This is a genomic window from Pedobacter sp. Bi126 (assembly GCF_918698245.1).
Lineage (GTDB): Bacteria > Bacteroidota > Bacteroidia > Sphingobacteriales > Sphingobacteriaceae > Pedobacter.
This window is the reverse complement of sequence record NZ_CAKKMS010000005.1, coordinates 190,056-204,533: the sequence shown is the minus strand read 5'-3', so window position 1 is coordinate 204,533 and position 14,478 is coordinate 190,056. Positions and strand designations below refer to the sequence as shown.

The 14,478-nt window shown below is 40.0% G+C and carries 11 protein-coding genes; 1 reads left to right on the top strand and 10 read right to left on the bottom strand.

The window, feature by feature from the left end; translation table 11 throughout:
• Window position 1: 1 nt before the first annotated feature.
• Genes LQ201_RS19495 through LQ201_RS19475 form a run of 5 tightly spaced genes read right to left on the bottom strand, consistent with a single transcriptional unit; the run spans window position 2 to window position 5,110 of the window.
• Window positions 2-457, bottom strand: coding sequence for a phosphatidylglycerophosphatase A (locus tag LQ201_RS19495; RefSeq protein ID WP_230144963.1), 456 nt, complete (start codon window positions 455-457; stop codon window positions 2-4).
• Window positions 457-1,782 (bottom strand): inositol-3-phosphate synthase, encoded by a 1,326-nt coding sequence (locus LQ201_RS19490; RefSeq protein WP_057933740.1) that lies wholly within the window; start codon window positions 1,780-1,782, stop codon window positions 457-459. Before LQ201_RS19490 ends, LQ201_RS19495 begins: the two co-directional genes overlap by 1 nt.
• A gap of 18 nt (window positions 1,783-1,800) precedes the next feature.
• Window positions 1,801-2,790 carry an NAD(P)-dependent oxidoreductase gene (locus LQ201_RS19485; protein ID WP_230144962.1) on the bottom strand — a complete coding sequence of 330 codons (990 nt, stop codon included), beginning with the start codon at window positions 2,788-2,790 and terminating at the stop codon, window positions 1,801-1,803.
• Window positions 2,787-3,908 (bottom strand): hypothetical protein, encoded by a 1,122-nt coding sequence (locus LQ201_RS19480; protein ID WP_230144961.1) that lies wholly within the window; start codon window positions 3,906-3,908, stop codon window positions 2,787-2,789. The genes LQ201_RS19485 and LQ201_RS19480 overlap by 4 nt, the downstream gene beginning before the upstream one ends.
• On the bottom strand, window positions 3,905-5,110 hold the full coding sequence (locus LQ201_RS19475; RefSeq protein WP_230144960.1) for an aminotransferase class I/II-fold pyridoxal phosphate-dependent enzyme: 1,206 nt from the start codon (window positions 5,108-5,110) through the stop codon (window positions 3,905-3,907). The genes LQ201_RS19480 and LQ201_RS19475 overlap by 4 nt, the downstream gene beginning before the upstream one ends.
• A 539-nt stretch (window positions 5,111-5,649) precedes the next feature.
• Here LQ201_RS19475 and LQ201_RS19470 point away from each other — a divergent pair.
• Window positions 5,650-6,546: a helix-turn-helix domain-containing protein gene (locus LQ201_RS19470; RefSeq protein ID WP_230144959.1), complete on the top strand. Its 897-nt coding sequence runs from the start codon at window positions 5,650-5,652 to the stop codon at window positions 6,544-6,546.
• Between the two features lie 217 nt (window positions 6,547-6,763).
• Here LQ201_RS19470 and LQ201_RS19465 read toward each other — a convergent pair whose 3' ends face one another.
• From LQ201_RS19465 to LQ201_RS19445, 5 genes are all read right to left on the bottom strand, one after another.
• A complete protein-coding gene (locus LQ201_RS19465) occupies window positions 6,764-7,006 on the bottom strand; it encodes a hypothetical protein (RefSeq protein ID WP_230144958.1) in 243 nt (80 codons plus the stop codon).
• 397 nt (window positions 7,007-7,403) lie between these two features.
• Complete coding sequence (locus LQ201_RS19460) at window positions 7,404-8,483, bottom strand: phytase (protein ID WP_230144957.1); 1,080 nt, start codon at window positions 8,481-8,483, stop codon at window positions 7,404-7,406.
• Between the two features lies 1 nt (window position 8,484).
• Window positions 8,485-9,744: a right-handed parallel beta-helix repeat-containing protein gene (locus tag LQ201_RS19455; protein ID WP_230144956.1), complete on the bottom strand. Its 1,260-nt coding sequence runs from the start codon at window positions 9,742-9,744 to the stop codon at window positions 8,485-8,487.
• Window positions 9,745-9,766: 22 nt separating this feature from the next.
• Complete coding sequence (locus tag LQ201_RS19450) at window positions 9,767-12,544, bottom strand: TonB-dependent receptor (RefSeq protein WP_230144955.1); 2,778 nt, start codon at window positions 12,542-12,544, stop codon at window positions 9,767-9,769.
• 261 nt (window positions 12,545-12,805) lie between these two features.
• Window positions 12,806-14,410 (bottom strand): tetratricopeptide repeat protein, encoded by a 1,605-nt coding sequence (locus LQ201_RS19445; RefSeq protein ID WP_230144954.1) that lies wholly within the window; start codon window positions 14,408-14,410, stop codon window positions 12,806-12,808.
• Window positions 14,411-14,478 lie beyond the last annotated feature (68 nt).

Genomic DNA, 14,478 nt, shown 5'->3' with positions numbered 1-14,478 from the left:
GTTAAAACAGTGCTAAAACAACAACCAGTTGCAGTATAACATTTGCATAAATCCCCGCCAGCACATCATCTGCCATTACACCCCAGCCACCAGGTAATTCTTCGAGTTTTCGGATGTAAAGCGGCTTGAGGATATCAAAAAACCTAAAAAGAATAAGTCCTATAAGGGTGTATTCCCATTTTAAAGGCACAAACAAGAGGGTGATGCACATTCCCGCCACTTCATCAATCACCACCCTACCGTGGTCTTTTCCCCAAATCTCTTCTACCCGATCGGCACTCATTACCCCCAAAATCACGATGAGCATAGTGAAGAGCACCGGCCATAAATAAGGGTTGGTATAAGGGCTCTGGAAAAGATGCCAGCAGATGCAGGTTGCTATTGCAGCATAAGTACCTGCGCCCTTGCCGATATACCCGATTCCCAGAGCCGTTGAAAGAAATTTGTGGATAAACACTATACTGTTTCTATCAGTTCTTCTTCGTAATCCTGACCTAAATGGGTGATCAATTCTTCGCCCATAATGTAACGTAAGGTGTTCTGAAGTTTCATTAACTGTTTAAAAATGTCGTTTTCTGCAGGTACACCTGGGATCGTTTGTGGCGATTTCAGGTAGAATGATAACCATTCCTGAATGCCCGATAGGTTTGCACGTTTAGCCAGATCGATAAACAAAGCAAGATCTAATACAATCGGTGCAGCTAAAATCGAATCGCGGCAAAGGAAATTGATCTTGATCTGCATTTTATAACCTAACCAACCGAAAATATCGATGTTATCCCAGCTTTCTTTGTTATCACCGTGGGGCGGATAATAGTTGATCCTGATTTTGTGGTACATATCGCCATACAAATCAGGGTTAACCTCTGGTTTAAAGATATCTTCCAGCACACCAAGTTTAGATACTTCTTTGGTTTTAAAATTATCAGGATCATCTAACACCAAACCATCGCGGTTACCTAAAATATTATCAGAAAACCAACCGTTTACACCTAACGAACGTGCCGCCAAACCAGGTGCCAAAATGGTTTTCATTAAAGTTTGACCGGTTTTAAAATCTTTACCGGCAATTGGGGTATCGGTTTCTTTAGCCAGTTCGATTAAGGCTGGAATATCAACTGTTAAGTTTGGTGCTCCATTGGCGAAAGGAATTCCTAATTTTAATGCGGCATAAGCATAGATCATACTTGGTGCAATACGCAAATCGTTATCTCTTAAACCTTGCTCAAATGCAGCCAGCGATTCGTGAACTTCTGATGGCTCGAAATAAATTTCGGTAGAACCACACCAAACCAATACAATACGATCGCAATTGTTTTCTGCTTTGAAGTTTTTAATATCTTCCATTACGGCTAAAGCCAGTTCGTAACGGTTATCGAGATCTTTTACATATTTACCATCAAGGTTTTTTACATAATTTCTGTCGAAAGCAGCGCGCATCGGTTTAATGGCCTGTAATTCCTCGCGTACATCGCGCAAAAGGTTCGCGTCTAATACCCGGGCATTCATTGCCGCTTCGTAAACATTATCTTCGTAAACATCCCAGCCACCGAAAACTAAATCTTCAAGACCAGCCAGAGGCACAAAATCTTTAATTTTTGGTTCTCTTTTTTCTGTTCTTTTTCCCAAACGGATGGTACCCATCTGTGTTAACGAACCGATAGGTTTTGATATCCCTTTTTTAATTGCCGCAACTCCGGCAATCATGGTTGTTGCTACAGCGCCTAATCCTGGCATTAATATTCCCAGCTTGCCTTCAGCTGCTTTTACTTGTTGTTTCATTCTATTTTATTTAAAATCTTATAACCAATTGTTTTTACGGTACCAGTTTATGGTTTCATTAAGCCCTTGTTCGAGTCCGAATTCGGGCACAAAACCAAAGTCGTTCTGAATATTTTTAATGTCGCAGCCCCAATTGAGTGCCGTGAGTTCTTTTATCTTATCTACATTTAAAGCAGGAATCTTATTAAACACGCCATATAACCGTTCCATAGACCAGGCAAGGCCCTTAATCATTTGCACAGGTACATTCACCGTCAACGTTTTTTTGTTTAAGGCCTTGCGCACATGGCTAGCGAGTGCAGAACGGCTATAAACTGCCCCATCAGAAATGTTATAACTTTTGCCAACAACATCAGATGCAAGTGCTTTTATAATAATATTGGCCAAATCGGTGGCGTACACAAAGCTTAGTTCCTGTTCCTGCTTGCCGATATACAGCTCCAGCCCTGCTTTAATGGTTTTAATCAATATGAAAATGTCTTTCTCCCTCGGCCCATATACTGCTGTCGGCCTGAAGGTGATTAGCGGCAGATCCGGAATCTGAGCCAAATATGTCTCGGCAAGCGCTTTGCTGATCCCATAATTGGTTACCGGATTTGATGCCCCCTTGTCAGTCAGTTTTTCATTCTTTCGATTTAAAGGCCCCAGTGCAGCCAAACTGCTGATAAATACAAATTTCTTTATGCTGTGCGCCGATTTTGAAGCCGCCAAAGCCAGGTTCCGGGTATAAATGGCGTTTACCTGATTGTAATCATCGAGTTTTTTTGCCTTGGTTACCGCAGCTGCATGCACGATGTAGTCATATCTTTTTTCCTCTATATTTTCCTTCAACAGGTATATGGAAGAAAGATCAAGGTCAACATAGTTGATTGGAAAACCTTTAAGATGTGCTGCAGTGGCCGATTGACGTACATTTGCATACACTTCGAGATCATTCGCCAAAGCAGATTTTATCAGGTGATACCCTACAAATCCTGTCGCTCCTGTAATCAACACCCGCTTTTTCATATCGCTTTCTCTAAAATCCTGTATTTACGATATAGTTTTCCACCAATATCTTCAATAGGTTTATTGATCAGATCGTTATGATCTAAAGTCCAGCTGGCCTCTGCATATTTCATGTTTTTAGCCTTGAAATGTTTGATGATACGACCATAAAGACAAGCTTCAATCCCCATTTTACGGTAACCATCTACCACACCAAGCAACAAAATACGGATCCCATCAATTTTCTTTTTATTGGCCAAAAGCTTGATTAAACCTGTTGGGAACAACCTACCGCGTTTAATTTTGATCAGGATCTGATTGATATCAGGAATGGCCAATGCAAAACCCACAATCTTACCGTGCTGCTCGGCCAGGATACAAAACTCTGGGTCGAGGATCAGTTTTAAGTCGTTTGCGGTATAGTCGAATTCTTTATCCGTCATCGGTACAAAACCAAGGTTTTTATCCCATGCTTTATTGTATACCTCCCTCACGGCGTTACACTCCTCCTTGAATTTTTTCATGTTGATTTTACGCAGCACGATTTCGTTACGGAGTAGGCGTTCTTCTATCCTATCCAGCAGTCTAACCGATCTTTCGCTATAATTACCCGCGGTGTAGCGGTACGCTCTTAAATCGACATTTTTCCGAAAGCCGGTTTGCTCTAAGAGCGACAGATAATATGGCGCATTATATGGCATCATGGCCACAGGTGGCCCATCGAAACCTTCAATCAGTAATCCGCATACTTCGTTGGTCGAAAAATTTACCGGACCTAAAACTTTCGTCAGTCCTCTTTCCGATAACCAATCCTGTGCAGCATTTAAAAGCTGCAAGGCAACTTCCGCATCATTTATACAATCGAAAAAACCGAAGAAACCATCATGTCCGCCGTAAACCTTATTGTGGTTTGTATTGTTAATTGCTGCAATGCGCCCAACTACTTTACCTTCGTTGTACAGCAAAAAAAGCTGTATTTCCGAATGTTCGTAAAAAGGATGTTTGCCTGGGGTAAGCAAGTCGCGTTGGGCAATAAAAAGCTCAGGGACATAGTTTACATCAGCCGCATACAATTCGTGTGGGAAATCTACAAATGCCTTTAATGCTTTTTTACCAGAAACCTTTACCAGTTCTCTCATGATTGGCTTCCTACTAATTCTACGTTAACCGCTTTAAAAGCAGCACTTAGTTTGCTTATGGCTGAATCAATTTGTTCGAAAGTATGTGTGGCCATTAAAGAGAACCTGATCAAAGATGAATCGGAAGGCACCGCTGGCGAAACTACCGGATTTACAAATACCCCATTTTGCTGAAGGATATTCGTAATCATAAAGGTTTTGGTATTATCGCGGATGTAAATGGGAATAATCGGACTATTGCTGTGCCCGATATCGAAACCGGCCTCGAGCAAAAGTTTCTTCGCATATTCTGTATTGGCCCAGAGTTTATCAATCCGTTCAGGCTCCGATTCGATGATATCCAATGCAGCAATTACACTTGCTACAGCAGAAGGCGGCATACTCGCGCTGAACATCAGTGAGCGGGCGCGGTGCTTAATATATTCAATGGTTTCGGTACTGCCCGCAATAAAACCACCTAACGAGGCCAGCGATTTGCTAAAAGTGCCCATAATCAGGTCTACATCCTCCGTAAGGTTAAAATGTGATGCTGTACCAGAGCCATTAAAACCGATTACTCCTAAACTGTGTGCATCATCCATCATAATATTGGCGCCAAATTCATTGGCAATATTTACCATTTCAGGAAGATTAACTAAATCGCCTTCCATACTAAAAATCCCATCAGAAACAATCAGTTTAGCGGCATCTTCAGGTAATCTGCTTAGTTTTCGGCGCAGATCCTGCATATCGTTATGTGCATACTTGATGGTTCGCGAGAAGGACAAACGGCTTCCATCAATAATCGAGGCATGGTCGTACTCATCAAGCAACAAATAATCGTTACGATCTAACAAACAGGATATTACCCCTAAGTTGACCTGAAAACCAGTACTAAAAAGCACTGCGGCTTCTTTGCCCACATATTCTGCGAGGCGATTTTCCAATTCGAGGTGAATATCGAGCGAGCCGTTCAGAAAGCGCGATCCTGCGCAGCCAGTCCCATATTTTTCGATGGCTGCTTTTGCAGCTTCTTTTATTTTGGGATGATTGGTTAACCCTAAATAGGAATTAGAACCAAACATGAGTACCTTTTTTCCATTGATAACCACCTCGGTATCCTGGCCTGATTCAATCGACCTGAAATAAGGATATAATCCCTTTTCTTTTATTATCGCTGCATCCTTAAAAGAGGCAATTCTATCTTGTAATTTTTTACGCATGCTGAACACTTATATTCTTCAGTTTTTAAAACCCTGTTCTGAAAATTTGGCCTGTACCTGAATGCTACCGTAGCGATCAAAATCACTAGGTAGATTAAGACCGCATTAACCAAACGATTTGATAACACAATTTTAACGCGGAATTGAACCCAAAAAAAGGTTCAAATGTGGGATATATTGGTCAAAAAGTTGGATCGATGAAATGTGACATTCAGATGAATTGACCAATTGACATTCTGACTTTTATTATAAAATAGTAAAAAGTTTAAAAACAAGTACAAAACCACTAAAAACAAGATAAATACCTGTAATTAAACAGGTTAAAATACGTAAAATTCTTAATCAAAAACACCAAAATCAATCAGAAATTAGTCATTTTAAAAAAATGTTCTTGCAAAATTCGTTACGAACATTACATTTGTCATAGCAAAATCCGACAGATAAAGGGCGAAAAACTATCCGTAAAAGGGTGGCTGAAATTGTAGTGTAAAAGATGATCGAATCTGTTAAGAAATTATTAAAAAACGCTGAACGATTTTATGCAACAAGAGTTACTCAATAAAACTTTTTCAGAAAAAAACCATGAAGAGGCGCTTTCTTTAAATGATGGATTGATGGCAAAAATTCACCATAGCAGTGATCCGCGTTATTGCAGTTCGGAACCTTTCCGGGTATCAAGTTATGCCCTAATTCTGGTCACCAAGGGAAAGATGAACCTTCGGATAAATTTTGTAGAGCACGTATTAAATCACAGAGACATTCTACTCATTTTTCCACATGCAGTTTATGAGATTAAGGACAACAGCGATGTTTCTTTCATTAGTATCCATTTTAACAAAAGTTATTTAAAAAACAAAGGTATATTCTTTAATAGCGGAGAAGCTTACAGAATGTTCCAGAACGATCCTACTCATAAATTTTCATTATCAAAAGAAGAATATACATTCATTTACTACGACATGCTTGCGCTGCACAAAAAGCTGAATGTACCTAAAGATACCCCGCAGATTAAAAATATTGTGCACAATAGCTTTCTGGAACTGCTGTACGACCTCTTTTTGTTAAAGAACAAACAGAAAGATCCAATACCTTTTGCTCATGATAGCAAGACAGAACTCACCAATCGCTTTTTATCGTTGGTATCGGAAAACTTTAAGAAGGAAAAACGTGTAATTTATTATGCCAACTGTTTACGCATCACGCCAAGGCATTTATCGCAGGTTGTTAAACAGGTAACCGATAGAACAGCGGGAGAAGTTATTGACGAAATGGTGATCAGGGAGGCGAAATTACTGTTAACCAGTCATGTTATGAATATTTCGGAGGTAGCTATGGAACTGCGCTTTAGCAACTCCTCTTTTTTCGGTAAGTTTTTTAAAAAACAGACGGGCATTACCCCATCTGAGTATAAATTATCGAATAATATTGCTGTTTAGATCAATCTCATCAGACTGCTAACTACCTTCGGTGAGCTCGGTTTACTTCGCAGCTTTCTGTTTCACTACAGATCATGGTGACGACCGCAAGCGGGGATAACGCTGCGGGTCATTCGCCCAATATTATTAAGTTAAGCATAAGCGTTGTAAGTCTGAGGGATAATTTATTTTATAAAAATCAATATAAACGACGCATATCCTTTTTTTGTCCAGAGGCTCATTCTTGCCTCGGCTCACCGCCGCCGAAAGACTCTTTCTTTTTGGCATCAAAAAGACCAGCGTAGCTAGCTTGAATGCCATTGAAAGCATAAAAGCCCATGAAAAAACAAAAAATGCCGGCTGAAAATTTTTCTTTAAGGGCCAGTGATGTGGCTGGGTCAGCAGAATCCGAAAAATTTGTTAGGCCGGATTTAAGTGGAACGGGGATGCGGTGCTGTGGCCTAGCTGGGTGGAAATGCATAGTATCGCAAATATCTTATTAGTAAGCAATTGCAAAATAACGTTTCCTCCTTAACTTAACGGCATTGGTTACCCGCCTGCAACGGGGAGGGTTTTATTATGTCAATAGTTAAGTATTCGCCATAAATCAAAATAATTTAACCACAGATAAAAAGGATGCACACAGATATGGAAATCCGTGTTTATCTGTGTGCATCTATGGTTAAAACCCTGTAAACTTAACGATATTGGTTATTTGCGGGGTAGCGGTTTATTATACACATAATAGCAGTACTATTTCTGCCTCCTAAACCTGATCGAAGCGAGATGCCGATTTCCTTCAAATTGGCAGAAGCGGGAGCAGGACTGAACCGCCCTAAATGCTCCTGCAATTGCTTTCCAAAAAACAAATGTTAATGTTATGGATTTACACTAGTCAATTTTTTACCTGCTAGATCTTCCCATCTATAAAAATGAAAGGTTTTATCATCGCTCATAGCCACCAACAAACCGTGTTTAAAATCGGCGTTTAAAGGAACTGAAACCACATCAATACCATCCGTTTGATTGGCTGAATATTTAATGGTGGTTAACAGTGGATGTGGATGAGCAGTATTGGTTTTAGCCACCCGATCGTACACTTTTAACTGCTTAGCCCCCTGATCGGATACCATGATATATCCTTTATTCCCTGAAGTTTTATAAATAGCAATCCCCTCATTGTCGACAGCATAATCGCCCTGCCCAAACAGTGCCAGTTCTTTATTCCCTTTGGCCGGATCGGCATAATACTTGCGTACGCCAACCTGCTCATCGCAATAATAAACATAACCCAGTTCGTTATCAACAGCAATGGCTTCTATTTCCTTTTTACCACTATACTGGCCAAATTTTCGAACCAAATCTGCTTTAACATTGCCTTTTCCGTCGTCAGTTAACAGGTATTGCCAAAGATAACCTCCGTTTTTAGGTCCCGTTTTACGGCCAACAATTGCATAAATTTTTCCACTTGGATCGGTATACATCGAAATCCCCATCAAATCGCGGTACTCTGCCCCTGCTTCGCCAACAAAAACAGGAATTCCGCCATTATCTATTACTTTCATATCAGGAAGGGAAAATATGCGTAGTTTATGCGTATAACGTTCTGTGGTTATGGCAATATCTGTTTTTTTTCCAGCCAACAATAAACCATAGGCTATATCAACGTTGTTTGGGCGCTTTAAGCCTTTTACGGTTTTTGACCTGATGATTTTACCTTTCAGATCGAAAACATATAAACCGCCACTGCTATCTTTATCGGTACCGATTACCAAAGACTGCGCCGGATTATCCGGGTTTACCCAGATAGCAGGATCATCAGTGTCAAAATCGACAGGATCGGATACGTATAAGGGCTTTACTGCTGTACTACTTCCGCTTTGTGCGCCTCCATTACAAGAAATGGTCAGGCTTAGAACCGCAAAAGCGGCAAGTTTTAATATATTATTATGTTTCATTTTATATTTTAGTTCCGTATGCACCAATAAATGTTGATGGTGAAGGTGAGCTATAGGTGATACCATTTTTCATTGTAATTCCGGCCTGGTGATGGCGGGTAAAGTTAGTGATGCCTTTACCCAAAGCCGGTGAGTTACCTTGAAGGTGAAAATCCCATGCGGTATTAAAATCGGCATTGGTAACCGCAGTGTTTAATGGATAATTTACAAATTTAGGATCATTTGCTCCGGCAACATTGCTGATCACATCATTTTTACCACCCACAATATCGCCAGTTGGCTGAAACTGGTTTACAGTCGCCTGATCGAAACCATAATACCAGTTATTGCTATAAGCAGAACGGTTATCTTCAGGCTTTTTTGGATCTCTTTTTACACCAAAACGGGTATTGGCGAAAAGATTATTATACAGATCGGCACGTACTGTGCTCTCCAGCCAGATCGATCCGCCTTTGGCCGTTGGTCTTCTCCAGCCCGTATTCACCATGGTATTGTTATAGGCAATAATATAGGCTTGTGGTGTTTTATCTCCAGTGTTAGATAATTTTAAGGCATTGGTATTGGTGCTATAAACCAGGTTATAGGCCACATCTGCCAAACAGCCCGATTTAAAGTTCATGGCTTCTCCTCCTGTTACGCCAGTGGTATAAAACACATTATTGGCAAAAATAATCTTTCCACCATCAATGTAAGTACAATCTTCCTGGAGGTTTCTGAAGATGCTATTTTGAACCACTAATTTGCCATTAGCATTGGCAAACCAGAGCGCGGGTAAGTTTTCTCCGGCTTTTGCTTTATAAAGTCCCATTTTAACCGATGTTGAAGCATCTGAAGTAGTTGATCCTGCGTATTCGAGAATTACATGATCAAGCACCAGTTCCTCACATGTTTGGCCGGCTAAAATACCTCCCCAAAGCTTTCCGAATTTTTTTGATGGGGTTTTATAAAACTCATTTACCGTAAACCTGATCGGATTTTCTGCAGTTCCAAGTGCGTACAGATTACCTTTTATAATAATTTCTGGTTTCGCAACTGTATCCATCAGCACCGTTACCCCCTCTTCAATCGTTAATGTTTTCCCTTCCGGAATTACAATGTCGCCTTTAATAACCTGCGTACTGCCTTTTGCCCAAACGCCTGAAACCTCGCCAATTGCCGATCCATCAACAGCAGTGGTATCAACATCGATATTGGCTTTTTCACATCCTGCTACGGCCAGTACAACAAGGATTAATAATTTAAAAATCTGATTTGATTTCATGTCTTTGTTTCTTTAAATGCTATTAATTGAATTTATACCTGAAGCCAACAAGATAATTCTGTCCATAATAATCGCTTCTGATCAAGGTGTTTCCATTTTTAACCAAATCTTCTTTGATATCGTTATTTGCTGGGTTTGTACCTTTTATAAATAATTTTGTCGGCGTATTTAAGATGTTATTGGCTTTTACAAAAACACTGATGCCGCCTTTAAAACGTTTCTCTGCAGAGGCATCCACCTGAACAAATCCTTCCTGCCACAAATCGTTATTTAAGAATTGCGAAACGGTGTTGATGCGCGGTCCCGTATAGGCACCGGCAACCTGAGCATCCCAGCCTTTTTTTGTGTCTTTAAACAATATGGACAGGTTGGCAATATGTGCAGACTGACCATAAAGCGGGCGTTCCTGATTAACATTCGCTGGCTCGGTATCTCCAGTCGTACTATTGATCACCCTGGTGGTTTTAAGTGTGTTAATGCGCGAATGGGTGTAGGTATAATTGGCCTTAACACCTATTTTACTGAAATATTTGATGTAATCTACCTCTGCTCCGTAGTTATTGGCCGTACCAAAGTTTCCTGGACTATAATAAATATCCTGACCACGAACAGCATCGGCCTGAAAAGTATATTCAATTGGATTTTTTATCCTTTTGTAGAATGCACCAACCAATAATTGCTCTGAAGCGCCAGGAAAAAGTTCGTACCTTAAATCAAAATTATCAGCCAGTGCACGTTGCAGGTTAGGGTTACCACGTTCCTGAAATTCTTCGTTTACAACTTTTCCGGGTACAATTTCGTAAAAACCCGGACGGTTAAGTGCTTTGTAGTAAGAAGCATGCAACTGCGCTTTTTCTGTTAAAAAATATTTTGCAGTTAAACTCGGTAGTACGTCGGTATAAATCTGATTTCCTTTTGGAAAAGATTCACCTGCCGGAAAAAGCAGGTTGTAGCCCTGATTGGTATGTTCTACTCTGGCACCACCAATTACTTCTAACTTAGCTGAAGTATATTTAAACATTCCATAACCAGAAGTGCTTTGCTCAGTTGCATCGTAGGTAAGGGAATTGGCCACCGCGCCTGTTGGATTGCTGACTACCAGATTCAGGTCGGTATAATTTTGGAAATTCACACCATAAATATCATTTGCATGATCTGCTCCCTGAGCCAAATTATAATTATTAAAGAAGCTGCTCCTTTTTTTATCGCGGTATAACCCTCCTGCCATAAGATCCAGTTTATGGGTCCCTGATAAAACATGGTAAGTCAAATCAAGATAACCAGCTAGATCCTCGTCGGTATTGCGTTCCCATCTGCGCGTAACCGGATTGGTATTGACTAAACTGGTGCGTTTGCGTTGAAAATTCTGCTCCAACCCATTCAGGCTGATACTGGTATTTTCGGGTACATCGTTTTTGGCCGAAGAATAAACAGCCGACCACTGGACTTTAAATTTATCATCAAAAAATTTATGGTCGCCATGCAGCGTAGAATTGTAAATCTGTTGCTCAGTTAAACGGCTACGGGTATCGAAAACCAATTGGGCATTTCCTGCTATAGGATCATAATCCTTGTTATAAGTAGTGGTTATTGCATCTCTAACCTGTTGGTTTTTCAGATTAACGTACACATTGTAAAAACTGATCTGGTGGTCTTTGTTAAAAACATAATCAATTTTTCCATGTAAGCCTGTGCGTTGCTGCTGTTCAGAATACTCACGGTAACTTTTACTGGTAATGGTTGCATATGGATTGGTTCCAACAACTGCGTTATTGTAAAAAGTACTGTTGCTACCGCGGTAGGTATTCTGATAACTTCCTGCCAACACCACTCCTAACTTATTATCCAAAAAGCGCTTACTTAAGGATAAGCTACCAATTAAATTAGGTGCAGGATTTTTATATTTATAATCGATTGTTCCCTTACTAAAATCGTTTTGTGTAGCATTATAGTTTTTCCCGTTTATTTCGTAAGGCGATTTATAATTAATACCTGAAGCATCGTAACTGGCAAACTTGCGGTCGAAAAACAATTGGCTATAACCTGTAGAAACATTGGCATTTACCTGCAATAAGCCTGGGGCATTTTTCATCACCATATTAATGGCGCCGCCAACGGCATCGCCCTCTAAATTTGGTGTAAGTGTTTTGTACACCTCTAAACGGTCGAGTAAATCAGAAGGAAAAAGATCAAGTGGAACATAACGGTATTTGTTATCTGGACTTGGAATTTTCACGCCATTTACCAAAGTATAGTTGTAGCGTTTATCCATCCCCCTTAAAATGGCGTATTGTCCATCGCCGTTGCTATTGCGCTCTATTGATACACCCGAAATACGTTGCATCACATTGGCTACCGTTAAATCCGGCGAAATCTCAATCGACCTTCCTGATACGATATTCATCAGCTGTGGGGCATTTTTTTCCAGGCGCCTGGCTCCCTGATCGGTAGAACTCACTGCATTCGATTTAATGGTGATATCATCAAGGCTTTTCGAATCGCTCTCCATATAGAATTTTAAGTGATCGTTATCCTCTTTCAGTATCACTAAGGTTTTCTCGATGGTTTTGTAAGTAATGTAGCTTACACTAATTTTGGCACCACCTGCTTTTACATCCTTAAATTCGAAAGTACCATCTAATCCGGTATTGGTTGTGCGCCTTGGGTTCTCTAAAACCACTGTTGCACCTACAATGGCCTCTCCAGTTTGCTTATCGTAAACGTGGCCTTTCAGTTTTGTGGCATTTGCGGTGCCCGCACAAAAAAGAAGTAAAAACAGAATTTGTAATCGTTTATTCATTGTGTTTAGTCATGTCTTTTTATTATCGACGGGGCAAAGGTGTATACACCATTTTACACAAAGAAATTATTGAGGTTACATAAAGGCAACAGCGTTACAACAAACATATATTAAAAGGCAACACAAATATATAACACATTAATTATCAGTAAATTAAATATACATAAAAACGCCGTTATGCTTTCATTACCGTTACATTAACAAATTGTTAAGCCCGTAAAAACCAAAAAACAGGTAATAATAATATAGCTGATGTAACGGTTATAATGCCTGGATAAATGCTGATAAATTATCGCCTTGCGCCAGATTCAGCTTTTTCCTTAGCCTATATCTCGATACCCTTAAGCTATCAGTAGATATGCCAAGCAAGGTTGCGATATCGCCTGAATCGAGGTTCATTTTTAACAGTGCAATCAAGCGCATATCGCCTGAAGTTAGTTCACTGCTATATTTTTTTAGGCTTTCGAGAAACTGATGGTGAACCTGTTCGAAAGCCACCGTAAATTCTTTCCAGTTGCGCTCGTGATTAAAGCTCTGATTAATCTCCGTGAGGATCTGATTCATCTGCTTTTTCTGATCACGCTTATCCTCTTTTACCATCGCTTGTAAGGTACTCCTAAGATTTTCAAGGAATTGGTTGTGTTTAATCAGATTTAAGGTATGGGTAGACAGTTCTCTGCTTTTAACCTCCAGCAACTGTTTCAGATTTTGCTCTTCGAGCTGAAGATTTTTGAGCGCCAAACTGGTCATATCATGTTCTATCGCTTTCTGCCGCGCCAGCATCTGTTGATCTCTTAATTTTAACCTTTGTCTGCTAAAAATAACAAATCCCAAAATGACCAATAATATCACGACAATTGTGGCAGAAAAAGCAATGATCCTGTTCACCTTCCGGTCGTTTTTCAGTTTAATGATCTCATCTGATTTTTTATTGATATCGTAAAGTACCTGCAAAAAGGCTACCTGCCGGGCGCCATCTTGCGAATACAGATCGATCGTGTATTTATAGCCAAGTTTTACATAATGGTAGGCGCTGTCCATATTGTCCAACAGTTCGTAAGCCTTGCCCAAATCTCTGCAGCAGGAGCTTAACTGATAGACATTACCCATCTTTTCGGCCAGTTTTAACGCAGTTTCAGTTTGCACAATACTTTCCTTATACCGGCCTGTTTTACGGAGGATATCGCCCAAATTATTAATTACCTCTATACTTCCCATGTTATTATGATCTTCCTGATATAAATTTAGCGCTTGTTTAAAATGTACGTGAGCAGAATCGTAACGCTCCAGATCTTCATATATGCTACCCAGATTTTCGTGTATTTTTGCCGCGCCACTTTTATCATTAACCTGTTCGTTTATTTTTAAAGCGAGTTTTTGATAGTAAAATGCACTGTCGTAAAGTTGCCTTTTTTCGTATAACTGCCCAATATTGCCCAAAACGGTTGCCTGTCCGGTTAAATTATTCAATCTTTTATAGATGCCGATGGCTTTGTTATAACTGTGCATGGCCTTTTCTTTCTGCTTCATATAATAGTAGAGCACGCCCGCATCGTTAAGGTTAGCAGCCAATAAAAGCGATTGATTGGCATTGCTGAATATTTTATCGGCTTTTAAAAAGAACTCTAACGATTGACTGAAATGCCCCTGTGTATAACAAACCTTGCCCATTTGCTGTAAACATTTGCCTTCTAAAAGCTCATCATTGTCATCGATAGATTTGGCGTATATTTTTTTTAATTGAGCCAGGGCTGCAGTCGGGTCTTTTTGATTAAGGGCAATAATCGATTCGAATTTTTCTTCCTGAGCAATCGCGTTCGAAATAAAAAGCAGAAAAAGGACAAGAACACTAAAGGGTTTGATCATGTTAAAAGCATCTATATCATGCAATGCTGAACAAAGAAAGAGCGTATATGTTAACTTAAGGTTAAGTT